The organism is Enterococcus sp. DIV0175 (assembly GCF_050529075.1).
Taxonomy (GTDB): Bacteria; Bacillota; Bacilli; order Lactobacillales; family Enterococcaceae; genus Enterococcus_B; species Enterococcus_B thailandicus.
Genome location: NZ_CP172880.1, coordinates 1,303,725 through 1,327,110, shown reverse-complemented (window position 1 = coordinate 1,327,110; position 23,386 = coordinate 1,303,725). Strand labels below are relative to the sequence as shown.

Sequence of the window (23,386 nt, the reverse complement as noted above, 5' to 3'; positions counted from 1 at the left end):
CTTTTCATCTGCAGACTATTTATCTTTTGCACCTTTTTCTAAGTAAGATAAATCATTAACTGATTCCACTGTATACTTACCATCTTGATAAATAATTTTACAAACACTGGCATTTTTTAAGCCAGTTGGCGGAACTTCTGCCGATTCATCAATTGATGCGACAAATGAAGCAATTGTCATACCGTGTGAAGTGATTAAGATTTTATCTTGCCCTTTTTCCTCAGCTGTTTTAACAATGTCAGCTACTGCACTCGAAACACGGTCAATAACTGTTTGATAATCCTCTGCTCGCCAACTCACTTCATCAGCAGCGACATCATGCTCTTTTCCTAATTCTTCAAGTTTCTTTTCATCTAATTCATGTAAAGTGTCTGCAAAACCTTGGATTGTTTTGACGAATCCTTCTTCACCCATTTCATTTTGCCACTCTTCTAACGTTTTTCCTTGTTCTTTGGCAATTTCGCTCCACATTTCAGGATTGGGAATTCCTTCATAGGTACCAAAGTTGAATTCACGTAATCGTTTGTCAGTGTGTAATGTATCTAAAAGCTTTTCTTGTCCATTATTTTTCAATACTAAGGTTGCTGTTTCGACTGCTCGTCCGCTATCACTAGAATAAACTGCATCAAAATCTACATCTGCTAATCCCCTCCCCAAGTCCTCTGCAACAGCGATGCCTGCCGGTGTTAACGGTGCATCGATCCAGCCTTGCGAGCGATCCGTTGTGTTCAGCATAGTTTTGCCATGTCTTGCTAAATAAATTTCTACTTGATCTGGTGCTTTATTTGCCTCTTTTTCAGTACTTGTTGCGGAGTTTGTTTCTTGACAAGCTGATAAAGAAAACATCAATCCAATCATTCCTACTACTTTCAACCACTTTTTCATTTCTATCCCCTTCCATTTTTAAGCACATGTCAAAAAATTCCAACGAACGTTTTAACAATGTACTTCTTAATACATTCTTTTTTAGTGATAGCGAGTTGCTATAATCAAAATGCTCCTTTCTTTAAGCTACTTGTTACTAAAATTTCGTTTTAGCAACTAGTAATTCTATTACCAACTATCCTCAGATAGAATTACACAAAAAAAGACCTAACCAGTCGAAACTGGTCAGGTCTTGCTTAACTTAATAATAACAATCCTATTATTCTTTGCTTATTCAATTTACTATACAAATAAATTACCATTTAGAGAAAGCGCTGTCAATACGATTTGTTCTTTCTTTTTCTATCTCAGACTTTCTTTTGCTTTTAGTTAGCATTTTCAACGAATCAAGCGTGTTTGCTGCTCACATAATAGCTGAAAAAAGAAAAAAGAGGTTCAAGTGAACTTTCTCTCGCTTGAACCCCTTTTTTAATTAAATTTAGCTAATTCTTTGTTTTTTATTGGACTTTAGGAAACTGTGCAAGTGCGCCGTAGCCTTCTAGCTCTTCTTCGATACGTAAAAATTGATTGTATTTTTCAACACGTTCACTGCGTGCCATCGAACCAGTTTTAATTTGACCAGCATTCATCGCAACTGCAAAATCGGCAATAAATGTGTCTCCTGTTTCACCAGAACGATGAGAAATCATCGTTGTGTAGCCATTTTTTCGTGCCATTTTGATGGCTTCAATGGACTCTGACACTGTTCCAATTTGATTTAGTTTAATTAAAATCGAGTTGGCAACACCTTTGGCAATTCCTTCAGCAAAAATCGTTGGATTAGTTACAAAGATATCATCACCAATTAGTTGAATGGTTTGACCCATTTCATCCGTCATTTTTTTGAATCCGTCCCAATCATGCTCTGAAAATCCGTCTTCAATAGAAATGATTGCTGGATATTTTTTAACTAAATTTTGGTAATAAGCAAGCATTTCATCAGAACTTAATTCTTTTCCTTCAAAATGATATTTTTTTGTTTCATCTTCATAGAATTCACTGGAAGCTGGATCAAGTGCGATACCAATTTCCGTTTTTGGTTCGTAACCTGCTTCTTCAATTGCACGATAAAGCATTTCAATCGCAGCTTCTGTACTTCCTAGTTTTGGTGCGAAGCCACCTTCATCTCCGACAGCTGTTTCGTAGCCGTCTTTTGCTAAAATATTTTTTAATGTATGGTAAATGTTAGCAATTTTTTCTACGCCATCACGGAAAGTTGTTCGTTGAATGGGCGTAATCAAAAATTCTTGCACATCAATACCAGAATCTGCATGAACACCTCCGTTGATTACATTGAAAAATGGTTGAGGGAGCTCTAAATCAACGCCACCAAGATAACGATACAATGGAACTTTTTTACTTTGTGCCGCTGCGCGAGCAACCGCCATTGAAACACCAAGAATCGCGTTTGCTCCAAGTCGTCCTTTGTTTGGTGTTCCGTCTAAATCAATCATCATTTTATCAATTTTTGCTTGGTCAAAAGGTGAAGTTTCCTTCAATGCATCATTGATTTCTCCATTGACATTAGCAACAGCTTTACTAACTCCTTTTCCTAATAAACGAGTACCGCCATCACGTAATTCCACGGCTTCACGATCACCAGTAGAGGCGCCGCTTGGCACTTCGGCTCTGCCTAATGTTCCGTCAGATAAAATCACGTCAGCTTCCACCGTTGGATTTCCGCGTGAATCAAAAATTTCTCTTGCTTTTACTTGTTCAATTACTACTGTCATCTTTTTTTCCTCCTAGTTTTTACAAAAATGCAACAAAAAAACGCCTATTGTAAAGCAACTACTTAAAAACAGAGTACAACAAATACACTCTTGGACAAGTAATTAGTTTACAATAGGCGCCATCAGCTGATTTACTCAGCGTTTAGGAGGGAGCACCATCCCTCACACATAACGTTAGCACGTTTAGATAATTGTTTCAACTAGAAACACTTCTATCATTCATTTTCCAGCTTAAAATAGTAATCGATGATTGCTTTTATTCCTTGATAATCTTTGATTACAAAGAGATTTGATGGCACTTCAATAATTGGTAGCTTTTTTTCATTGATGAATGGTGCTAACTGTCTCGGTACAATCAGATAGTCTACCTGCTCTTTATCTCGAAGGTAATTCAGCGAAACATCATAGTCTTTAGAAAAGAACTCTTTTAAATGTTGCTGATTTCTTAAGCCTATAGGGAGTGCGGAATAAGACAATCCACCGTCTACCGCTAAGACAAAACAAATCTTCTTTTTCATTACAAACACGCTCCTCACTTATAAAAACAGTAACAATTTCTTATCAGTCCAATTCTCATAGTAACAGTCACACTAATTGATGAATCTCGGATTAACGGTTGAATTAGAAACAAAGAAATCTGTCTTGATTTGAATATCAAATGTTTCTGCAACTAATTTTTCAATTGTTGCGAAAGAATTAGTCGTGCTGATTCGATAGATTTTTGTGCCATAGTTGATCCATTCAGCTGCTTGCAACAATTCTCGGTAGCCACGTACATCCGGTTTTCTATCAGTAAATACGACAAAATAATCATGGATTAATTCGCCATTACTTGAACGATTCATACTTGTTGTTGCCCTTTTGATAGGGGTTCCAATTTTTTCGTACAGTTGTAAAGGGCTTCGTCTCCAGATATCAACAGGTTCCTCAGCTTCTTGCTTGTGTTTAACCATCTTATCCCTTCTTCATCATAACTCATTTGTTTCTTTTATCCTACAACGAATAAGGCAAATTTACGAATCTTACTTTTAGACAGACTTATCGAATTGTCTACTATTTGTTTTGTTTCCCTTTGTTCTTGATTTCAATCCAAGATAAATAATACTCCTTATCAGAAGTGTGCTCATATTGTTTTCTTACGAGAAACTCGCCAATAACTTGCTGAATATCATAACCCTTAGCTGTTAACGTACGAACGACCTCTTGAAGATTATTTCGGTCGTTATCTGCAGGATCTACTTCAATGATTACTGGTTGATAATCAAACGCTGAGTTGTATTCCCAAAGGATTTCTTCTTCAATTTCGTCTTCAAAAGATGTGCCGATACAAAAAACATATTCTAGCGATTGACCTTTTTGTTGCCAAATAATCCCTGAGTTACAATTTTTTTCTAAATATTTCCGTGCAGTAAAGTTTTCATCTAAATCAGCACGAACCATTTTCGTAAAGTCGATTTTCAAATCATGTGTTCCAGTCAAATCAAACCCAGTGGATGAAAGATGTCGTTTTCGTTGCTCGATTTGTGCCATTTCGCCTTTTAATCTTTCAATTTCTTCTGCCAAACGTTTTTCTGTCTGCTCCAGAACTTCATAAACTTCTTTTTCTGATTTTCGATAAATGCCTTGAACATCTTTGGTTGATAAACCCAAACTTCGAATGAATTTGACATCATACAATGCAAATAAATCATCATAGGTAAATGTCCGATAATCATTGGCTTCATTTCGGGAGTTCGTTAGCAAACCAATTGAATCCCAATAACGAATCGTAGATGTTGGCAAGTTCAAAAATTTCGCAGCTTCACCAATAGAAAATGTTTCATTCATTTTTTTTAAAACCTCCTTGACCTTAAAGCTACTTTAACCTGTATACTCCATTATTGTCAAAACTAAGGAGGCATGACTTATGAAAGTACTAAAAAATTTCTTGTTACAAAATAAGGGCATTGTTGCTCTGACTAGCAGTTTTATTGTTTTACAAATCATCGGAATCTTAGGCGTGCCTATGCTAGTAGCACGGCTAATCAATCTTGGCATTTTAAAAAATGATCTTGACGCAATCAAGCTTATTGCCATTCAAATGATTATCGTTACGGTTTTAGGTACGATTGCCGCCGTGATTGGTAGCTATCTGTCAGGAATTCTTGGCGGACGTTTCGGTCGCCAAATCAGAAAATCGTTTTTCCAAAAATTTCAGGAACTAAGCATTTCTGATATTGATAAAATTGGTTCTAGCACTCTGCTCACTCGTATGACGAACGATGTGGACAATGTGCAACAAATGATTGTGATGTTTTGCCAATTGATCCTACCTGCTCCAATCATTGCTGTTTTTGCTTTGACCATGACGTATCTCAATGCGCCAAACTTGTTGTGGATTCCACTGGTAGCTATCCTCTTTTATTTGGTCGTATTATTGTTTTTACTGAAAAAAGGAACACCCATTGCATTAAGTATTCAACCAAAAATGGATCGAATCACTACTAAACTAAGAGAGTTTTTTACTGGAATCAACATGATTCGTGCATTCAACAATCAGGACCATGAAGAAATGAAAACGAATGAATCATTTACCAACTACGCGAATCAAATGATTCAAGTGAATAAAATTTTTGCTTTTATCACTCCTACCGCTTTTCTGATTATGGGTGTTGTCTATGCATCCATTCTTTGGGTCGGTGGTTACCTCGTGGGCAATCAGACCATCCAAATTGGAAACATCGCAGCAATTACGGAATATGCGCTTTTGGCACTCTCATACCTTATGCTTGCAGCAATGGTTTTTGTGGTCATCCCTCGTTCCGTTGCTTCATTGAAACGACTGGAAGAAGTGATGGATTTTGAACCGTCAATCAGTGACCCTGAGCCGTTTTCTTTTCAAATCAGAGATGCTAGTGCTGCAAGCTATCAAAACGTTTCTTTTGCGTACGGAAAAGAAAGCAATCCAGTGATTGAAAAAATTTCATTTACAATCCCAGCTGGAAAAACAACCGCTATCGTTGGCGCAACTGGTTCTGGAAAAAGCACGTTAATGAAGCTTCTTTTACGAATCAATGACCCTACAAGTGGTGAAATCAAATTGAATGATGTCCCAACGACTGCTTTGACACAAAGCAGTATTCGTGAACAGGTTGCTTATGTTCCACAAAAAGCATTTTTATTCAAAGGAACAATTAAATCAAATCTTTTAATGGGAAAAGCAGATGCCACACCAGCTGAAATTGACCAAGCAGCAAAAATTTCTCAGTTAAAATCATTTGTAGATACTTTACCCGATAAATATGAGTCATTCACTGCACAGGGAGGCAGTAACTACTCTGGTGGACAAAAACAACGAATTTGTATTGCGCGAGCGTTAATCAAGCCCGCTTCAATGTATGTTTTTGATGACAGTTTTTCTGCTTTAGATTATCAAACAGATGCCGCTTTGCGAGAAGCTCTCACAAAAGAACTGTCGAACAAAACATTAGTAATCATTGCCCAACGCTTGAGTACAATCGCCCATGCCGATCACATCATCCTCATGGAAAATGGCAAGATTGCTGGTGAAGGCACACATCAAGAATTGTTATGTACCAACAAAATTTATCAAGAAATTGCAGCTTCGCAAGGAATGAAGGAGTGATAATATGAAACAGAACAACATGATGCCGAATAAAAAACATCTGATGTATCGCTTTTGGAAATTACATCGTTTTGAACATAAATATTTTTATCTATTGATGTTTTGTAGTTTGGTTGGAAATATTTTAGTGGTTGCAATGACCTTCATGATGGCGCTAGGAATTGATAAAATCGTCGCGGTCATTCAATTGAAAGAATCTTTGTCAGTAACACTTGACTTACTCACAGAACAATTGCTTCCAACTGTCTTACTGTTAATTCTGTTTTCGCTAATCAGTAGTGGACTTTCCTACGTGCAAGAACGAGCAATGGCGACATTGAGTGAACGACTTACTTTGAATACTCGAAAACTAATTACGAAAAAAATCAAAAAATTACCGATGTCCTTTTTTGATAATCATCAAGTTGGCGATCTAATTAGTCGGACGACTACAGGCTTGAATCAGCTTTCTCAAGTATTATTGACCGGTATTAACCAACTATTCACATCCGTCGTTACCATTCTTTTTGCGGGAATCATGTTGATTTACATCGACAGTAAAATGTCAATCTTAGTGATTGGTTTATTGGTTCTTAGCGGACTGGTAACACACAAATTTTCAATGATCAATAAAGAAGTGGCCGATAAAGCACAGGTGAAACTTGGTAGTATCAACAATGAAATGGAAGAATATCTTTCTGGTGTCATTGTTTCAAAAACCTTTAACCAAGAAAATCAACAAACAGAGGCTATCAGTCAAACAATTGATGAACATTATACTGTATTTAAACGTGCTCAATTCTTGAACTTTGCTATCTACCCTTTATCCCGTGTTATTAACCAATCAGCTTTTATTTTTAGTGCGATATTTGGTGCAATGACCGTATTAAGTGGCGGAATCACGATTGGTTTCTTGCAAGCATATCTACAATATATCAATCAAATTTCCGAACCAATTTCAACAGCTTCTTACGTCATTAACTCGATTCAAGCTGCCATGGCTTCGATTGAACGGATTTTCTATATTTTGGATCATGAAGAAGAACAAGCAGATACAAGTCGAACAACCATTCAACATCCTGCTGGAAATATCCGATTCAAGGATGTTCGCTTTGGCTACTCCCCCGACAAAACATTGATGAAAAAAGTTGACTTTGATGCGAAAGCAAACCAAAAGATTGCCATTGTTGGACCAACCGGCGCAGGCAAAACAACGCTAGTCAATCTACTTATGCGATTTTACGACATCGAATCTGGCCAAATCGAATTCGATGGCATTCCAACCACTGATCTTCCAAGAGAAAATCTTCGCTCCCTATTTGGAATGGTCCTACAAAATACTTGGTTATTTGAAGGTACGATTGCTGAAAATATCGCATATGGAAAAATGGATGCAACACGAGAAGAAATTATCCAAGCAGCTAAAATCGCTCAGTGTCATCACTTTATCCTGACGCTTCCTAATGGCTATGATTCCATCGTCACAAGTGATAATGGTGGGGGCCTCTCACAAGGGCAGCAACAATTGTTGACCATTGCTCGTGTCATTTTGGCAAATCCACCAGTGGTTATTTTGGATGAAGCAACTTCTAGTGTGGATACTCGCACAGAATTACAAATTCAAGAAGCAATGAACTCGTTGACCCAAAATCGGACAAGTTTCGTCATTGCTCACCGCCTTTCCACCATCGAAAATGCTGATTTGATTTTAGTGATGGATAAGGGCGACATCATTGAAAAAGGAACGCATAAGCAACTGTTGAAACGTCCAACACTCTATCGTTCACTTTACAATAGCCAATTTCAGGCAACTTGATTTAAGTAAAAAAGATAATAATAACTATAGCAAAAACAAATTATAAAAGCGTTTTTAATGCGTTATAATAATATTGTACTAATAAATTATCCCTATCTTCCAATTCAATTTATTCGTATGATATCTTCTCATGTTAGTTATTCCCAAATATTTACCCAACAAAAAACCACCAACTAGTTGGTGGTTTTTTGTTGAAATTGGTATCAAAAAATCAGTTGATACGTTTCTGACGAATATTGGATAATTACTGCAAACTCGTTTCCTTCAAATGGCTCAGTTGGGTACCATTGATAAACACAGCTATTATTATTTGGGAAGCATTCAAAACAGCATAGCTCTAAAACAAATCATGAAAAAAATATTACCAATAATAGCACGCCTATTGTTATGACTAAATCCATAATATTTTCAATCCATACTGGAAATAATAGGCCTTTATAAGGTGACCAAAAAGGGAAACGATATTTTGGGGGGACAGTGAAACTTAACCCACCAGATAGCGCCCAGATAAACAAAGCTAACAATAAATTGTGTTTCATAGCAAAAAAAAGACTTGCAATTAAAAGAAAAAATTGAAAAAGTCTAATAAAACCCAAAGATTTCATCGCCCACCTCCTCATTATATTAAAAACAACCTCTGTTATTCTATTTATTGCAACAATAAATGAAGACAGAGATTGTTTTCCAGTTTAAATTATCAATTTACCAACGATGATCATATTGTGAAGACCATCTTGATTCAGTAAGTGTAATCCGTGCAGTACCAGTATTTCCATGATTATCAATGTTATCTCTGCAATCTTTCGAGTAAACGCTAAGTGCACCCATTGCTATACCTGCTAAAAGAGCTGCAGCTCCAACAATTACTGCACCACCAGAAGCACTAAATTTTGCTAATACGATAGATAGACTACCGGCTCCTGCTGCTGCAACATACATACCGTTATAAGATGTACGAGCAGTTTGCTTGCCCGAAGCTGAATTATAATATACATTCCAACCGCCATTTTGTATACGTTGACCTAATCCCGCAGCGAATGCTTCTGCTCCCTCATATTTATTAAGAATATATCTTGCAGTGCCTTCAGGGTTAGCTTTTGAAGCTACTTGATATTGTGGTGTAGCCATTTCTTGTTCTAATGCAACCCATTTTGCATTTTTTACCACTTCTGTTGAACTTGCTTCAGGTACAGTAAGTTCATCTGCAGCCACCACTATTGATACCGTGGGTGAAAATATACCTAAACATAAAAGAATTGCGAAAAATAAAGCATAGACACTTTTAGAATAATTACCAACATCGTTTTTCATTTGATATTCTCCATTCATTCATTTAGTTTGTAAACGTTCACAAAAAGTATAACAAACTAATTTGGAAATGTATGCATGATATTTAGAAAAAGGGATAATTATAAATCGGCGTCATTACGATAACGTTTTTAAAATTTATTGATAATTCAATTTCAATACCTAAACACGCTAAAAAACAAGGTTTATTAAGTATGTACACTCACAAAAAATAACATTTAATATTTAACTATATAATCTTATAGCCTAATAATCTTCAGGATTTATACCCTCTTCAAAGCATTTGCTCGGCTACATCTTTTTTATTTTATCTTGATATATTTCTGGAACTGGTATTCCAATTTCTTTCAAGCGTTCTTTTTAAACCTTTAATAACCTTTTTACAAGGAAAATCTACGGCTGCTGCAGCTTTAGCTCATACTCTCTAGTATCCAACATATTTTTCCCTTCAAATAGTACAACTCAGAGATTTTAAAAAACTCCGGAAATTGTTGTTCAATTTTTTTAGGATTAAGAAAAAATCTATCCTCTCATTGATATCGATTTCTGCCATTTCAAAATTAAGGAAGATAATTATCAATAAATAGAACATTATCATATATTTTGAGTATACCCTAAATATACACAGGTAGAGCATTGAAAAACCTTCTTTTCTATTGTTTTGGAAGCATTCAAAACAGCATAGCTCTAAAACGTTCTAAAAGAAATAAGTGACTCATATCGTGTTTTGGAAGCATTCAAAACAGCATAGCTCTAAAACAGCCTATAGTCACTTTTCTTTAATACGCCAGTTTTGGAAGCATTCAAAACTGCATAGCTCTAAAACGCACCATGTTGTTCTTGTGAACGGTGTGGAGTTTTGGAAGCATTCAAAACTGCATAGCTCTAAAACTTCTGAGTAATCTTTTTCTTTTTACCGTCAGTTTTGGAAGCATTCAAAACTGCATAGCTCTAAAACCTCGGCTCAAAATTTTTGAGGTTCCGTACTCGCACTATTTGCCCATAGCAAGGCTTCAGTTTGGATGCTTCTATTGGTATCTATTTATTTAGATTTCAAGGATCTTTTTTATTAGTATACCATGAATTCACTAGCCCAACTACCCAACTCTTTCCTCATAAAGACCAGTATATGATCGATAACAAAAAAATCTCTTGTGACAAAATTGTTCGCTCGTTCTATATTACTTCACTAGCCTTTCAATCAATCATATTGTTAACATATAGTTATTATTAGTTAGGAGGAATTATTTTTGACGATTGATACACCCAAAAAAGGCCTATCAACATTTGATTTAAAAATGTTAGGCATTGTCTTAATGTTTATTGATCATATCCATCAGATGTTTGTTCCATTTGGCGCACCTAACTGGCTAGACTGGTTTGGTAGACCTGTCGCAACAATTTTCTTTTTTGTCAGTGTTATTGGCTTTAGTCATACGCACAACAAGAAAAAATATATGTCAAGACTCTACCTGTCGATGGTTCTGATGACCTTATTTACTTTTGCTCTCGAAAAACTTGTTGGATATGATCAAGTTGTTTTGATGAACAATATTTTTAGAGATCTTTTTATTGGTACATTGATGATGTTTGCCATTGATCTTTTTGTCGAAGGAAAACATGCAACTAATTTGAAAAAAATGCTTGGCGGGACGATTCTATTTATTCTTCCAATCCTGTTTTCTTTCTTATTACCACTATTAATGGAAAGCCCCATGATTATCCAAAATCAAATGGATGATGATTTTTGCAATCATTCCGATTTTGCTCTACAACGGTCAAAAAGGAAAAGGAATGAAGTATTTCTTCTATATTTTCTACCCTGCACATATTGCTATTTTGTATCTCTTATCTGCATTCTTATACACACACTAAAACAAAAACGAGGACCTCAAAAGTCCTCGTTTTTTTCTGTCATAAATAGGTCTTAATGTGCAATCATTTCCTGTGCGATTTCTTGCGAAGTCAAATCAGCTGGATAAAAAGTGGGCCAGTTAGTTAGTTCATTGAAAAGCTTTTGCTGACTCTCTCCACCAAAAAAGACATGGAAATGTTCCGCTTTAACTGGTGCAATATTGTGATCGCTAAATTGCACATATTTAAATTCCCCAGCATCCTTGTCAGCCGTTTCAAAAAGGAAACGTACACCACGATTTCCCTTTTCATAATTTAAAATCTTGTAACCAGCATAGTTGTATTCATATTGATGGTGCTCGCCATCGACAACAAAGTCAATCGTATGATCTGTGATCGTCATTTTATCAACAGTTGTTTTATAACCAGCTGTATAATAAGACTTATATTCTTTCGCAGTTTTATCTTTGTTTAATTTTGCTTTATAATCGAAAACTTGATCTAAAGCGCCCTCTTTTAACAAAGGATAAAGTGATTGCCACTCACCTGCATAATCAGCTAGTGTTCGGTCTTTGACTGCCTCATCTTTGAAGTAACCATTGGCAACCGTCTTAGTCGATTCTGTTACGTTTTCTGGTTTGATTTCTTTGCCTGCAACGCTTGTTGTTTTTTCTAAAGCCGTCAGATTTTCTTTCATCACCGAGAGATAATCTTCTCCATTTGCTATTTGTTCTTTAGTTAAACTTTCGACAGGGTTTAGTACTTCGAGTTTAACTTTCGCTTCATCTGCTAACGTTTTTGCAATTTTATCCTCAGCATTTTCTTCAAAGTAGATGTATTTAATCTCATTTTCCTGAACATATTTTTTTAGCTCAGCTAGTCGACTTGGTGAAGGCTCTTGGTCTGGAGACAAACCTGCTATAGGAACTTGATTCAATCCGTAATCTAAGGCTAAGTAGCCAAAAGCAGCATGTTGCGTAACAAAGTTTTTTTGCTTAGCTACACTTAATTTTTCTGTATACTCTTCATCTAGTGCTTTTAATTTTGTTAGATACTTTTCTGCATTTGTTTCAAAAGTTTTCTTTTTCTCGGGATAAAGTTGTTCTAACTGTTCCTTGATTGATGTCACTTCTTTAATCGCCATCTTAGGTGAAACCCACGTGTGCGGATCTAACTCATGATGATGCCCATCTTCGCCGTGGTCATGATCGTGTTCTTCTTCACTTCCAGGTAATAACACCATCCCATTTGTTCCTTTAATTACATTGGGTGAACCTTTTTTCCAACTTTTCTCGGCTTGTGGCACCCAAGTTTCCATATTTTCATTATGATAAACAAAAACATCTGCATCATGAATACTTGCAATTTCTTTAGCAGATGGTTCATAATCATGTGGCTCCGTTCCAGCTGGAATCAGCAACTTGACTTCACCTTCATCACCTACAATGTTCTTCGTGAAATCATACATGGGATAAAAAGTTGTGATAACTGATAGCTTTTCTTTTCCGGTTTCTTTACTAGTTTGACCATTCGTACTGCACGCACCCAGCACGCTTACCAATAGTAGGCTAAATAAACCAACTTTCCATTTTTTCATTCGATTTCTCCTTTTCATTCAACTAGCTCGCTGTTTATTTCGTTTATATTCTTTGATAATCTTTAATGCTCGTTTTCTTGTCTTGATGTTTGGACTTTTTAATCGTCGATACGCACTTGAAATGTCTGTTTTTTCCATTGATTTCTCCTTTTTACTGTTTATAAGCAATGCACAATTGATTAAAGGTTTCTTCTATTTCTTTTGATGCTAAATTTTTTCCAATGAGTACGATTTTTGTCGTTGATTTTTCTAGTGGAGTCAGTTGAAAGCGAACTTGCTGATTAACGCCTTGTACAGCAGCTGCCAATTCACGATTTTCTAGCGCAACAATTCCTTTGAAACGATACAACTCTTGATTAAAAAATAATAACCAATCAATCCAACGTATTAATGCGGCTTCATTTAATTCGCTATTTGCAGTCAACAAAACGGTTTGAAAACCATGATTGTTCTGTTGATGAACAGTTGTTGCATGTGTGTGACCCTGTAAATGATCTTTGTGGTGATGTTCTCTGTGATGCGACTCATTCGTCAATTCCATTTCAGTTTGGGTTGCTATCGGCTCGTTTAACACTTCGGTCGCCTGAAATTTGTCTAAGTGAAAAAAGTCGGTTGCAGAAATCGGCGCTGTTTCCGAAAAATAAATAAAATCAGCTAATGGATTGATTTCGATCAATCTTGCTAGTATTTCTGAACAATTGCTGACAGTATCTCCTTCTTTTAAAGCAAAGAAAATTCGATCCGCCAATGCGATTTGTTTCAGACTGACAGGTTCATTTTGATACATCGAACTATTTTGACTATCCACAACAGTTAAAAGACTATCAATATAATAGGTATTTCGCAGAACAGGTGTAGTTAAAATAGTTTGAATAATTGGCTGAGGATCAGCAATTCCTGTTGTTTCAACAATAATTTGTGACAAAGGAACTTGCCATTCTTTGGTTACTTCTTCAATACTTGCTAACGTTGTTATCAAATCTTCTCTCAGGCTACAACACATGCAACCGTTGTTTAATTGCAGGACATGTTCCTTGGTGTGCAGTAAGAGTTCATGGTCGATTCCTGTTTGGCCAACCTCATTTTCAATAATAATTATTTCTTCTCTTGGTAGCTCAGTCGCGTTTAATGCCTGATTAATCAAGGTTGTTTTTCCAGCTCCTAAAAAGCCGGATACGATTGTTATCGGTATTCCCAAAGAAATCACCTCTCTTCTTCAAAAATGCTTACTTCATCTCTTTAAAAATTGCACGCCGACGTAATTTAGGTGAATATTTTTTTAGTACTAAACGTTCAGGTGTATTTCGTTTATTTTTACTTGTTAAATAAATTCGTTCACCTGTTTCTTCGCATGCTAGAATAATTGTTTGTCTCAATCGTTTCACCTTCATTTCTGATTTATCTTTCTGATAAAAACTGTTCAACTTGAACCTGTTCATCATAGTTAAATTTCCCTTGCTCAAGTTGGATCATCAATTCATTTTTCAATGAAACTGGTATCTCCCAAAAACCATCAATTTTTTGAAAAAGTTCTGTTTCATACGTAGTAAAAATTGGATAAATTGCTAAAAATTCTTCAAACGAAAGATCCTGTTCCTCATAAAAATCTCGAACAAGTCCTCTTTCAATTGCTTCGACTGTTGGATTACCATTCTCAGTAATAATCTGATTAGCGACCATTGAACGATAAAGATCCGTTTTACTGAAGTCTTCGTTACTATTTTTCTGATAAAATTGGAAGCTTTGTTCAACTAGTGGTGGATAAATAATGTTCATTCTAATCCTCCCTTATTCTTTGCCGCTTACTTTACGTCCTTTATAATAACCTTTAAGTGAAACATGGTGGCTACGACGATAATCGCCTAATTCTTCATCAAATGAAATTTCAGGTTTTACTATTTTTAAATGCGCTCTGCGCAATTTTTTCTTTGCTTTTGATGTTTTTCTTGCTGGAACTGCCATTTTTTATTCCTCCAGATTTCTTTTCTTCTTTTTTACCAACTTGCTTTTTTTACTCCAGGTATCAAACCTTGAAGCGCTAATTCTCGGAACCTTATCCTGGACATACCAAATTTTTGCATGTACCCCCGAGGTCTGCCATCTATTCGATCGCGTCGTTTCAAGCGATTTGGGTTCGCATTTTTGGGTAGCTTTGCCAAACCTTCATAATCATTGGCAGCCTTTAACTGAAGTCGGATTTCTGCATACTGCTCAATCAACTCTTGTTGTTTCCTTGCTCGCGCCATTTTTGCTTTTTTAGCCATAAGTGTTGACACTCCTTTTTTTTCGATTTGTCTATAGCAAAACGTAATCATTACGATTTGACAACGACACTTTATCAAGTAAGTTTTACTTTGTCAACATAAAAATAACATGAAAATTTATTCAAATGAAGATTCGCACATGTATATGCCCATCTTGATAGTTATTTTTATCAAGATACAAGAAATAGAAAAACATTGTTTGCTGATGATTTGATAAACTTTATACAATTAGTCCAAAAAAAGTGTGGATTTTTACTTTGAATAAACAAAAAACAACCTTAGCACTGAACTAAAGTTGTTTTTTTATTTCTATTCTTTTTCGTTCACTATTTTGTCGGAAAATTCGCAAATAAACTGAGGAGATTTCCGTCAGGATCTTTAATAATTGCATAGCGTTGACCCCAAAAAGCATCCCATGGTTCTTTAAAAGTCTCATAGCCAGCATCACTTACTTTTCGATACATCTCATCAACATCTGCCACAGAGTCGCACAAAAAAGCTAATTCGATTTTGTCTCCAATTGTCTGCGGTTCGTATCCATAAATACCAGCAATCATTTTGCTAGTGTTTAAAGAAATTCGAATACCTTCATGTGCTAGCTCAACGTATTCTTCGGTAGTAGCTCCATTCGCGATGAACCCTAACAACGCATAAAATTCAATTGATTTTTCCATGTCTTTAGTAATGATACCCATCATATCTAATTTCATCTTTCGCCCTCCTAAAAAACTTTTTTTGCTGAATCTATTGCCACTGTTCCCCTCAATTAGTCACCGCAAGCTCCTCTCTCTTGATAAGTATAAAGGGGAATCCTTTTCTTTCAAAATAGTTTCCTTCAAAACGTTCATAAGCCTTAAAAAAAACTAACTATCTAACGAAACAAGCCACCTAGATGAAATTGTATAGGTGGCTCGTTTTTTTGGTCTCTTAGTTGTCGATAATTATTGGTTGACATTTTTAAACCAATGAACTAAACTCGTGAAAGTGAATCGTTCAAAAAATTGAACGATTAAATGAAACACGTATAAATTGGAGGAAATAACCATGAAAAACACAATGAAAGCCGCTGTTATTGATACTTACAAACAACCGACGCCTAAAATAGAAGAAGTTCCTATCCCAGACATTCGCTCGAATGATGTCTTAGTAAAAATCGTTGCTGCGAGCATCAATCCAATTGATATCAAAACCAAAGACGGTGGACTTAAGATGCTGCTTAGCTACGATATGCCTATTATTATGGGAAGTGACTTTGCTGGAATCATCACTGCCGTTGGCGAAAAAGTGACCAACTATTCAATTGGAGATGCTGTCTATGGTCGCGTTCAAAAAAATCGAATTGGAACCTTTGCCGAATACATTGCTGTCGATCAAGGAGCTATCGCCCTCAAACCTAAAAATATCAATTTTGAAGAAGCTGCTTCTATCCCCTTGGTCGGACTGACAAGTTACCAAGCGCTACATGATATTATGCAGATTCAGCCTGGACAAAAAGTCATGATTCAAGGTGGATCTGGTGGGATTGGAACGATTGCGATCCAACTTGCAAAATACTTAGGCGCTTATGTTGCGACGACTACTTCTGCAAATAATTTTGATCTCGTGAAATCATTAGGTGCTGATTATCCAATTAATTATCAAACAACAAACTTTGCAGAAGTTTTGCAAGATTACGATTATGTATTTGATACACGTGGTGGTGCAACATTAGAAGCTGCCTTCAAAATTATCAAGCCTGGTGGAAAAGTCGTCAGCATCGCAGGATTACCTAACTATCGCTTTGGTAAAGAATACGGTGTCCCTCTTTGGAAACAGTTTGCTTTCAAAATGGTGACACGTAACCTAACAAAATTAGAAAAGCAAACACAAGCCTCTTATACTTTTCTTTTCATGAAACCAAGTGGTACACAGCTAGATGTCTTACGGCACTTGATTGAAGCAGAAATAATTAAACCGGTGATTGATCGAATTGTTCCATTGTCTGAAGTAAAAGAAGCTCTCAGCTATTCGCAATCTGGTCGCGCTACTGGAAAAATCATTTTGCAGATGACCGGTGATTCTGAAAATGAGATCCGTTCATGACTCGACTTATTTTTTGCAAAGGTAATTATCATCCAAGACATCACTGAAGAATCACTTTTTAAACAGCTAGTTAAGCTGCTTCTAAATTAGCATGTACAAAAAAAGCTGGAAACAATCACTTGTTTCCAGCTTTTTCGTTTTAGTAAAGCAACATTCTTGACCCCTTATTATGAACTATACCCCTCTTCAAAATAGGCATGATGATCTAAAAAATAATTAGCAACCAACGGATCTTCTTTTGCAATCAGCAGTTCAGCCAATTGAAAGACCTTTTTTTCTAGCCCATGTTGTGGTCTAGCGATAATTAGATACCCTGTTGCCAATTCGCCAACAGGGACAATCAACCCCATAGCGTTGCACATATTTATGACGCGAACAAAGCCTTTCTTTCCTTGGACTTGTGTCGCTCTTGTCTGGGTATCAAAATGGCCGAAAAGGGTTTCACCCATGCCATCAACATCAATTGGCCCCTCTTTTGAAACAATAATATCTACCTCAGTAAAAAGTGCCTCCACCTCATCAATCAGTTCTTCCCTACTTGCTTCGTATTTATACGCAAAATTTCTTGAACGAATGTCTGCGGCTATTTTCCACGATGCCCACTTTTCTTTCTCGATATCAGCATCAATCGCTACTTTCACTTCATTTTTTTCCATTTCTGTTTCAACAAATAAAGTGGCGACTTCTTCAACCAACTGTAATTTTCGACTGATAAAGCCAATGGATGGAGTGAAAACAATGTTATCTGTTGAAACTTTTTTATACATTTGAAAATCGACCCAGTTTGCGCCAAATGCTGGGTGAATCATTCCTATTAAATTCAACGTCGCTGCAGGTGAAAGCACAGAGCCACCACCATCTGTTCCTATACCAATATCATTGATACCTAAAAAAACATTCAATGCTGTTCCGCTAGAAGAACCCGTCATTGCTTTGCCCGTTAGTGGATTTTTCAACTGAAAATCAATTCCTCGTCCTTTGTGGCTCGCTTTATCTAATGTATGAAAATGAAAACCATTTTCTCCTAAAAATGCTAGCAAGGCAGGCGAAATCAATGTGGCTTGTTTGACACCAAGATAATAATCCTTATCAGAATTGATGTCAGAAATACAGTTGGGGTAAACTTTCATTACAGAGTGATAAACATTTGCCATTGCCAGACTGGTCTTACTTGAATATTCTTGAATTCTTTTCATTTCCATACCTGAACCTCCATAACATAGGAATAACCGGTGACTAGCATCAAAAATAAACTACTGGCTTCGAAATTATTGCTCACATTTTTGCTAAATAGTCATTTCTTCTTTTGCAAATGCTACTTATCGATCAATCATTAAAAGAAGACTGGCATTTAACTTTTTTAGTCAGATTTATGCTCAGTTGACATTAACTCTTTTAAAAATGAATGACCGTTTTGTGGTGCATCCACTTGAAAATACTCGGATACTGTCGCTCCAATATCTGCTAAAGTCGTTCGTTCACCAATCGTTTTTCCTTGCATTTCTGGACTATAAATCAGTAACGGCACACGTTCTCGCGTATGGTTACTATGACCAATCGTTGGATCATTCCCATGATCGGCCATCACAATCAATATATCCTCCTGATTCAAGTAAGAAAGTAATTCGTTGATTCGTCGATCACTGACCTCTAGACGATCCGAATATTTTTCTACATCTTCAGCATGACCCGCCAAATCGGTTTCTTGAATATTCAGAGCAATAAAACCATGAGTTATTGCTTTCACTTCGTTAATCAAGGAATCAAACAGCATCTCTGTATCCACACCAGGAGATAAGCGCTTACTATTTGTCTGAATAATATCAGCAACTTTACCAAGAAAGGATACTGGGATTCCAGCTTTATCTAAAATCGTTGGTGTTTGGACATTCTTATCTATCCCATAACCTAAATGAACAACTTGATAACCATGATTATAAACACCTGATTCAGGTGCATCTACACCTGCAATTTCATTATTCTTGATTTTTCTTGCTCGTAACAAATCTGCTAAAGTAATTTGCTGCCCACCAAAGGTAATTACTCGTGAAACTTGGACAACCTCTCGAACAGCATGACCCAACTCAGTCAAAGCTTCAAAAGAAATCAGATCCAAGCAAGCGGATACATTGTAAACTTGCCCATAATCTGTTTCTAAATTATCGCCCACTGTAGCAACTTCATTGACTACTAAGATCTGCGTTCCCAGTTCGCCTACTCGTCTGACGTTGTACCCGTGTTTTCGAAGCTTTTCTTCAACAACATCGATTTTTTGATTGAACGGCTGAATCAATGGAACTTTTGGTGTTGTGCCCATAATTTCTTGGTGTCCTAAAAAAGAATCTGCTCCATAATGTGCTAAATTACTGGTTCCGTAGTTTGCTGTTTTTGAAAACTTATGATGCCCTATTTCATACCCCAAAGCATTCATTAAACCAAGTTTCTCTAATGTTGGAAGATGGATTTTTTCGTTTTTTTCAATAATATGACCAGCGGTATTACTACCCAAATCTCTAGGGCGAACTTTTGCCACATCAGCCATTGCACCTATACCAAAACTATCTAATACAATTACAATAAATCTTCCCATTCTTCTTTCACCTTCTAATTAAATTTCCCAAGCTATCATAAATTCCTTCGATTTTCGGCATCCCCTTTTGGATACCAGAAACCACGGCAACGTCACTTCGGGTAACAAAAATTTGTGTGCGAAAAGCGGCGATGACGGTCGAACCAACTGCATGTTCTTGAGCAGTTGCTAAATAGTAATCAATGTTTTCATTACTAAAAGGTATCACGTCATCTTTTAGTAACTCGTCTTCCTCGGTAATCAGCACGGAGCCCAAATTTCCTCGTCGATAATAACCTCCACCATAAAAGTATGCTTGGCCATCCAGATTATGAGAAATCTCACTGACATATACCATCGCTGGTAGTTCAGGCAAATTCAACTTCGCATGCAAAGGCGTTGTCCCTGTCAAGGCATGTCCAGGTTCTCCCTGTGTTCCGCCCATTTTTTTAATCAAAGGAATGGTCTTATGACAAGTTGCGGATGGAATATTCACTTCTGTGATAACTACTCCTTCATGTTGTAAAATTTCTTTTGCTGCTCGAATGGTTCCGCTATTTTTTGTTGGGACTAATTGCGAAACACCATCAAATAAAAAACAAGGAAATGAAGTAACTCCTGCAATTTCAACTAAATCGGTTTCATTTGCTAGTTCAGCAACACTAGCCAGCTCAGCTAGATGAAAACCTCCAAACTGCCCCTCGTAAATTTGGTCATCGGGTTCAATCACTTTGATTAAAATTTTTTGTTTGATGACTAATTCAGTTGCTATAACAATAATTTGGCGTAAGGCTTCCAGTGAGTAAATCGTGATAAACTCTGTTCCATAGCTCATGATTTTTTTTAACAATTGTTGTGGTATTTGGACAAGATGACCAACATTTCCTAAGGGTAATCCTTGTTCCATCATAACTAGCGCCTCTTTGAAATCTACAACAACTGCTTTTTCAATTCCTGCATCATGGATTTTTTGTGCAACGTAAGGATTTCGACCAAATTGTTTCGTCATATAAAACAGTTCGATTTCCTGTTCCTTGGCATCACGTGCTAAACTTTTCGTATTTTTTTCAATCGTATCGAGATCCAAAATATACGTATCAGGAAGTATCAGTCCTTCTTGATGTAAGTTAACTGCTGCTTCAATTAATTTGGGATTTCTTCGGGTAGTAACATCTAAAAACATCCTATTCCTCCCTCAACATATTAATGATATGAAGGTAAAAATAGTCCAACTCAGCATTGGTAAACTGCTTTTCCTTAGCCATTTTTTGTAAATCCTGCCATAACTCTTTTGAATGAAGATATTTCGTATCTGCTTCGATTTCTACTCGAATAAAAGATTCCAAATCATTGATTGTTTCACTTGTTTTCCGACGCATGTCAGCCATTGCCAGATGTGTCAAAAACACATCTGCTCTTTGTTCATTTTGAATGATTTCATTTTTTAATAGGTAATCTAACACATGTAAGACATACTCATGTGTTTCTTGGTCGATGACATTTGAACTTAGCAATATCGTTAATTTCTCTCGAATCATGTTACGCCCCCTAAATTTCAACAAAGTTTTTATTTTTTGATGCTTTTTTTAGTAAGAAGAATTAGTATTGTGGAATGATTTTTCCAGCACAAACATCTTTTTGAATGGACAAGATTTTTTCTTTGTCTACACTTTTCTGGAAAAAAGCATTCATTGAAGCGTCATCTACATGTGTAATGATGACAGAAGTGCTCATATCTCTTTCCATCTGGCTGTCTTCCAATAAAACATGATGTAATCCCTGATGATTTTTATCACGTATTTCATCGTAATTCCAGATTCCCGCATCGATTTGACCATTTTGTAGTGCAGAGATAATCTGATGTCCTTGCATTTCAACGTATTCGACTTGCTCGTCTTTAATAATAGATTTGGTTAATAATTGTTGGTCAATTGAGCTATAATCAATAGCAATCTTCATATTTTTTTCGATTTGGTTTTGATTCTTATCTCGGAACAAGAGAACATGTTTGCTTAAGTAAGAACGGCTCCCGAAGTCCAGACTAATCTCAATTGGTTCACCTGTTGAGATTGCTTGCTCTGCCGCAAATTTTGAAATAACTGCAAAGCGATAGGTTTTATTAACGATTGAACGTACTCTTTCTTTCGAACCACGGATATAGGCGAGATTTAATTTGATATTATTTTCTTTAAACACATCGTAAATACCCGTCGCTAAACCTTCATACAGTCTCGAATACGGTAATGTCATCGTTCCTAAAATCGTATCGGACAACGCATACTCCTGTAAAATGCTATAGTTGATTTCTTCAATGAAGGTACCAAGGTGTCCATGACTTTTTACTTTGATTGCTTCTCTGTCCTTTAAGAAAGACAACGCATTTTGAATCGTCCCTCGTGCTACTTCATATTTGGTTTGATAGTCAGTCACGCTCGGTACTCGATCACCCTTTTTCTTCTGTAATAAATCAGAAGCTAAAAAATTCACGATAATTCCTTTTTTCTTTAAAAATTCTTCTCCCATAGTAAACTCCTTACTGTTGAACACTAGCCATTGCTTTTTTCAAAATACGGATAATCGTTTCTGCTCCTGCTCGATTTGGATTGATACGGATCATGGTGTCTTCTGCATCTGGATCAGCCTTCCTAAAAGTACCTGATACACGGTAAATCAACGGGGCAAATTCATATTTTGACTCTGCTCCAACTGGATTTGGCAAGGCACCATATTGGGTTGCTGATTCAATGACCTTTTTTGCAATGGGACTTGCTAGCTTCACTACGACTACTTTCGATTGTGCATTAACGACAAATGCCTCTTTCAATCCGACAACTTCTTGTTGATTGATTCGTTGGCAGACTTCTTCACCTACTTGAGCGGAAATGGCTAATGAAACAGGTGCGTAAACCATTCCTCTTATTACATCAATTGCTTCGTGACCTTGAACTTGTCCACCACCTGAATAATTTTCAGTTTTCAGTTGGTCAATCAGTGACTTTTCACCGACAATACAGCCAATTCCTTCGGGGCCTAATAATTTGAATGTCGAAAAACAAGCTAAGTTGCCACCGAATTGGCACCCAATGCCATTCGTTTTTAAAGCAGCATAATTATCATCCGTTAGAATCTTCACTTTTTGATCCAGCGAACGAATTTGGGTAATCAATGTACGCAGATCATAGGAATCAGCCATCTTTTGTCGTGTTACTTGAATTAATATACCATCTATTTGGTTTTCTTTTAATGCTGCTTCAACGTTAACCCAGTCATTAAAATCAGCATATACTAGCTTAATTCCTAGCATATCAATTGAAACTTGTGTTGTCGGGTAAACAGGTGCATCGTGAACGAGCAACGTTTTCCCCGTACCCACACTCGCGTGAAGTGCAAGTCGAATCGCATTCGTTCCTGATCCGCGAACCAGCATTGCAGCTTCTGCTTCGAAAAATTCTGCAAGAACTTTTTCAACTTTATTCGTTGTTTTTGGCTGATTCAAGCCTTTCACTACTCCAAGATCTCCACGAGTCAAGATCTCAGCGCCAGAAAAATGATTGGTCACAGCTTCAACTAGTTTGAATTGTAGCTCCATCGCTTCATCAAGCGATAAACTTGGTAAAGGAAATGTTTCCATTAAG

24 protein-coding genes, 1 pseudogene, 1 CRISPR repeat array and 1 riboswitch are annotated in these 23,386 nt (G+C 36.6%); of the genes and pseudogenes, 4 read left to right on the top strand and 21 right to left on the bottom strand.

The window, feature by feature from the left end:
- Positions 1 to 15: 15 nt before the first annotated feature.
- The 5 genes from IGJ76_RS06295 to IGJ76_RS06275 form a co-directional block, all read right to left on the bottom strand.
- Positions 16 to 885, bottom strand: coding sequence for a histidine phosphatase family protein (locus tag IGJ76_RS06295; protein WP_067481901.1), 870 nt, complete (start codon positions 883 to 885; stop codon positions 16 to 18).
- Positions 886 to 1,382: 497 nt separating this feature from the next.
- Positions 1,383 to 2,657 (bottom strand): phosphopyruvate hydratase, encoded by a 1,275-nt coding sequence (gene eno, locus IGJ76_RS06290; protein WP_095803619.1) that lies wholly within the window; start codon positions 2,655 to 2,657, stop codon positions 1,383 to 1,385.
- A 106-nt stretch (positions 2,658 to 2,763) separates the two neighbouring features.
- Positions 2,764 to 2,829: riboswitch (Fluoride riboswitch) on the bottom strand.
- A gap of 43 nt (positions 2,830 to 2,872) precedes the next feature.
- Entirely contained in the window at positions 2,873 to 3,175 is a 303-nt protein-coding gene (locus tag IGJ76_RS06285; RefSeq protein ID WP_095803618.1) for a hypothetical protein, read from the bottom strand.
- Between the two features lie 72 nt (positions 3,176 to 3,247).
- Entirely contained in the window at positions 3,248 to 3,610 is a 363-nt protein-coding gene (locus tag IGJ76_RS06280; RefSeq protein ID WP_430596837.1) for a hypothetical protein, read from the bottom strand.
- Positions 3,611 to 3,710: 100 nt separating this feature from the next.
- Complete coding sequence (locus IGJ76_RS06275) at positions 3,711 to 4,484, bottom strand: MerR family transcriptional regulator (protein ID WP_095803616.1); 774 nt, start codon at positions 4,482 to 4,484, stop codon at positions 3,711 to 3,713.
- Positions 4,485 to 4,563: 79 nt separating this feature from the next.
- On the opposite strand from IGJ76_RS06275, the gene IGJ76_RS06270 reads away from it, so the two are divergent.
- Positions 4,564 to 6,282: an ABC transporter ATP-binding protein gene (locus IGJ76_RS06270; RefSeq protein ID WP_067481890.1), complete on the top strand. Its 1,719-nt coding sequence runs from the start codon at positions 4,564 to 4,566 to the stop codon at positions 6,280 to 6,282.
- 4 nt (positions 6,283 to 6,286) lie between these two features.
- Positions 6,287 to 8,077: an ABC transporter ATP-binding protein gene (locus tag IGJ76_RS06265; RefSeq protein WP_067481888.1), complete on the top strand. Its 1,791-nt coding sequence runs from the start codon at positions 6,287 to 6,289 to the stop codon at positions 8,075 to 8,077.
- 347 nt (positions 8,078 to 8,424) lie between these two features.
- On the opposite strand, the gene IGJ76_RS06260 is transcribed toward IGJ76_RS06265, so the two are convergent.
- Complete coding sequence (locus IGJ76_RS06260; RefSeq protein ID WP_430596836.1) at positions 8,425 to 8,682, bottom strand: hypothetical protein; 258 nt, start codon at positions 8,680 to 8,682, stop codon at positions 8,425 to 8,427.
- A 97-nt stretch (positions 8,683 to 8,779) separates the two neighbouring features.
- Positions 8,780 to 9,388: a hypothetical protein gene (locus IGJ76_RS06255; protein ID WP_430596835.1), complete on the bottom strand. Its 609-nt coding sequence runs from the start codon at positions 9,386 to 9,388 to the stop codon at positions 8,780 to 8,782.
- Positions 9,389 to 10,042: 654 nt separating this feature from the next.
- Positions 10,043 to 10,343: a CRISPR direct-repeat array (repeat unit 37 nt; unit sequence AGTTTTGGAAGCATTCAAAACTGCATAGCTCTAAAAC).
- A gap of 340 nt (positions 10,344 to 10,683) precedes the next feature.
- Between IGJ76_RS06255 and IGJ76_RS06250 the strand changes: the two are divergent.
- Positions 10,684 to 11,260, top strand: a pseudogene (locus IGJ76_RS06250) (TraX family protein).
- A 52-nt stretch (positions 11,261 to 11,312) separates the two neighbouring features.
- On the opposite strand, the gene IGJ76_RS06245 reads toward IGJ76_RS06250, so the two are convergent.
- From IGJ76_RS06245 to IGJ76_RS06210, 8 genes are all read right to left on the bottom strand, one after another.
- Entirely contained in the window at positions 11,313 to 12,836 is a 1,524-nt protein-coding gene (locus IGJ76_RS06245) for a zinc ABC transporter substrate-binding protein AdcA (protein WP_430596834.1), read from the bottom strand.
- A gap of 18 nt (positions 12,837 to 12,854) precedes the next feature.
- Positions 12,855 to 12,974, bottom strand: coding sequence for a putative metal homeostasis protein (locus tag IGJ76_RS06240; protein WP_086270960.1), 120 nt, complete (start codon positions 12,972 to 12,974; stop codon positions 12,855 to 12,857).
- Between the two features lie 13 nt (positions 12,975 to 12,987).
- Positions 12,988 to 14,034, bottom strand: a complete 1,047-nt coding sequence (locus tag IGJ76_RS06235; RefSeq protein ID WP_430596833.1) for a CobW family GTP-binding protein — start codon at positions 14,032 to 14,034, stop codon at positions 12,988 to 12,990.
- A gap of 28 nt (positions 14,035 to 14,062) precedes the next feature.
- Entirely contained in the window at positions 14,063 to 14,227 is a 165-nt protein-coding gene (rpmG, locus tag IGJ76_RS06230; RefSeq protein ID WP_256869270.1) for a 50S ribosomal protein L33, read from the bottom strand.
- A gap of 7 nt (positions 14,228 to 14,234) precedes the next feature.
- A complete protein-coding gene (locus tag IGJ76_RS06225; RefSeq protein ID WP_067481878.1) occupies positions 14,235 to 14,612 on the bottom strand; it encodes a hypothetical protein in 378 nt (125 codons plus the stop codon).
- A gap of 12 nt (positions 14,613 to 14,624) precedes the next feature.
- Entirely contained in the window at positions 14,625 to 14,798 is a 174-nt protein-coding gene (gene rpmF / locus IGJ76_RS06220) for a 50S ribosomal protein L32 (protein WP_270607707.1), read from the bottom strand.
- A 32-nt stretch (positions 14,799 to 14,830) separates the two neighbouring features.
- Positions 14,831 to 15,100, bottom strand: coding sequence for a 30S ribosomal protein S14 (gene rpsN / locus IGJ76_RS06215; protein WP_067481874.1), 270 nt, complete (start codon positions 15,098 to 15,100; stop codon positions 14,831 to 14,833).
- A gap of 326 nt (positions 15,101 to 15,426) precedes the next feature.
- The gene (locus IGJ76_RS06210; protein ID WP_270607709.1) at positions 15,427 to 15,810 is read right to left on the bottom strand and encodes a VOC family protein; all 384 of its coding nucleotides are present in this window, start codon (positions 15,808 to 15,810) and stop codon (positions 15,427 to 15,429) included.
- A 346-nt stretch (positions 15,811 to 16,156) separates the two neighbouring features.
- On the opposite strand from IGJ76_RS06210, the gene IGJ76_RS06205 reads away from it, so the two are divergent.
- Positions 16,157 to 17,182: an NADP-dependent oxidoreductase gene (locus IGJ76_RS06205; RefSeq protein WP_430596842.1), complete on the top strand. Its 1,026-nt coding sequence runs from the start codon at positions 16,157 to 16,159 to the stop codon at positions 17,180 to 17,182.
- A gap of 167 nt (positions 17,183 to 17,349) precedes the next feature.
- On the opposite strand, the gene IGJ76_RS06200 is transcribed toward IGJ76_RS06205, so the two are convergent.
- The 6 genes from IGJ76_RS06200 to IGJ76_RS06175 all read right to left on the bottom strand — a co-directional run bounded on the left by IGJ76_RS06200 (position 17,350) and on the right by IGJ76_RS06175 (position 23,382).
- Entirely contained in the window at positions 17,350 to 18,384 is a 1,035-nt protein-coding gene (locus IGJ76_RS06200; protein ID WP_071868322.1) for an amidase family protein, read from the bottom strand.
- A 158-nt stretch (positions 18,385 to 18,542) separates the two neighbouring features.
- Complete coding sequence (locus IGJ76_RS06195; RefSeq protein ID WP_430596832.1) at positions 18,543 to 19,772, bottom strand: phosphopentomutase; 1,230 nt, start codon at positions 19,770 to 19,772, stop codon at positions 18,543 to 18,545.
- 7 nt (positions 19,773 to 19,779) lie between these two features.
- The gene (locus tag IGJ76_RS06190; RefSeq protein ID WP_284591136.1) at positions 19,780 to 20,934 is read right to left on the bottom strand and encodes a YhfX family PLP-dependent enzyme; all 1,155 of its coding nucleotides are present in this window, start codon (positions 20,932 to 20,934) and stop codon (positions 19,780 to 19,782) included.
- Between the two features lies 1 nt (position 20,935).
- Positions 20,936 to 21,289 carry a hypothetical protein gene (locus IGJ76_RS06185; protein ID WP_071868319.1) on the bottom strand — a complete coding sequence of 118 codons (354 nt, stop codon included), beginning with the start codon at positions 21,287 to 21,289 and terminating at the stop codon, positions 20,936 to 20,938.
- A 61-nt stretch (positions 21,290 to 21,350) separates the two neighbouring features.
- Entirely contained in the window at positions 21,351 to 22,274 is a 924-nt protein-coding gene (gene yhfZ, locus IGJ76_RS06180) for a GntR family transcriptional regulator YhfZ (RefSeq protein ID WP_284591135.1), read from the bottom strand.
- Between the two features lie 10 nt (positions 22,275 to 22,284).
- A complete protein-coding gene (locus IGJ76_RS06175; protein WP_284591134.1) occupies positions 22,285 to 23,382 on the bottom strand; it encodes an aminotransferase class I/II-fold pyridoxal phosphate-dependent enzyme in 1,098 nt (365 codons plus the stop codon).
- Positions 23,383 to 23,386 lie beyond the last annotated feature (4 nt).

Excerpts from the sequence above, each read along its gene's own strand:
- IGJ76_RS06295 (WP_067481901.1), bottom strand. The coding sequence starts at position 885 with ATGAAAAAGTGGTTGAAAGTAGTAGGAATGATTGGATTGATGTTTTCT.
- eno (WP_095803619.1), bottom strand. The coding sequence starts at position 2,657 with ATGACAGTAGTAATTGAACAAGTAAAAGCAAGAGAAATTTTTGATTCA.
- IGJ76_RS06285 (WP_095803618.1), bottom strand. The coding sequence starts at position 3,175 with ATGAAAAAGAAGATTTGTTTTGTCTTAGCGGTAGACGGTGGATTGTCT.
- IGJ76_RS06280 (WP_430596837.1), bottom strand. The coding sequence starts at position 3,610 with ATGGTTAAACACAAGCAAGAAGCTGAGGAACCTGTTGATATCTGGAGA.
- IGJ76_RS06275 (WP_095803616.1), bottom strand. The coding sequence starts at position 4,484 with ATGAATGAAACATTTTCTATTGGTGAAGCTGCGAAATTTTTGAACTTG.
- IGJ76_RS06270 (WP_067481890.1), top strand. The coding sequence starts at position 4,564 with ATGAAAGTACTAAAAAATTTCTTGTTACAAAATAAGGGCATTGTTGCT.
- IGJ76_RS06265 (WP_067481888.1), top strand. The coding sequence starts at position 6,287 with ATGAAACAGAACAACATGATGCCGAATAAAAAACATCTGATGTATCGC.
- IGJ76_RS06260 (WP_430596836.1), bottom strand. The coding sequence starts at position 8,682 with ATGAAATCTTTGGGTTTTATTAGACTTTTTCAATTTTTTCTTTTAATT.
- IGJ76_RS06255 (WP_430596835.1), bottom strand. The coding sequence starts at position 9,388 with ATGAAAAACGATGTTGGTAATTATTCTAAAAGTGTCTATGCTTTATTT.
- IGJ76_RS06245 (WP_430596834.1), bottom strand. The coding sequence starts at position 12,836 with ATGAAAAAATGGAAAGTTGGTTTATTTAGCCTACTATTGGTAAGCGTG.
- IGJ76_RS06240 (WP_086270960.1), bottom strand. The coding sequence starts at position 12,974 with ATGGAAAAAACAGACATTTCAAGTGCGTATCGACGATTAAAAAGTCCA.
- rpmG (WP_256869270.1), bottom strand. The coding sequence starts at position 14,227 with ATGAAGGTGAAACGATTGAGACAAACAATTATTCTAGCATGCGAAGAA.
- IGJ76_RS06225 (WP_067481878.1), bottom strand. The coding sequence starts at position 14,612 with ATGAACATTATTTATCCACCACTAGTTGAACAAAGCTTCCAATTTTAT.
- rpmF (WP_270607707.1), bottom strand. The coding sequence starts at position 14,798 with ATGGCAGTTCCAGCAAGAAAAACATCAAAAGCAAAGAAAAAATTGCGC.
- rpsN (WP_067481874.1), bottom strand. The coding sequence starts at position 15,100 with ATGGCTAAAAAAGCAAAAATGGCGCGAGCAAGGAAACAACAAGAGTTG.
- IGJ76_RS06210 (WP_270607709.1), bottom strand. The coding sequence starts at position 15,810 with ATGAAATTAGATATGATGGGTATCATTACTAAAGACATGGAAAAATCA.
- IGJ76_RS06205 (WP_430596842.1), top strand. The coding sequence starts at position 16,157 with ATGAAAGCCGCTGTTATTGATACTTACAAACAACCGACGCCTAAAATA.
- IGJ76_RS06200 (WP_071868322.1), bottom strand. The coding sequence starts at position 18,384 with ATGGAAATGAAAAGAATTCAAGAATATTCAAGTAAGACCAGTCTGGCA.
- IGJ76_RS06195 (WP_430596832.1), bottom strand. The coding sequence starts at position 19,772 with ATGGGAAGATTTATTGTAATTGTATTAGATAGTTTTGGTATAGGTGCA.
- IGJ76_RS06190 (WP_284591136.1), bottom strand. The coding sequence starts at position 20,934 with ATGTTTTTAGATGTTACTACCCGAAGAAATCCCAAATTAATTGAAGCA.
- IGJ76_RS06185 (WP_071868319.1), bottom strand. The coding sequence starts at position 21,289 with ATGATTCGAGAGAAATTAACGATATTGCTAAGTTCAAATGTCATCGAC.
- yhfZ (WP_284591135.1), bottom strand. The coding sequence starts at position 22,274 with ATGGGAGAAGAATTTTTAAAGAAAAAAGGAATTATCGTGAATTTTTTA.
- IGJ76_RS06175 (WP_284591134.1), bottom strand. The coding sequence starts at position 23,382 with ATGGAAACATTTCCTTTACCAAGTTTATCGCTTGATGAAGCGATGGAG.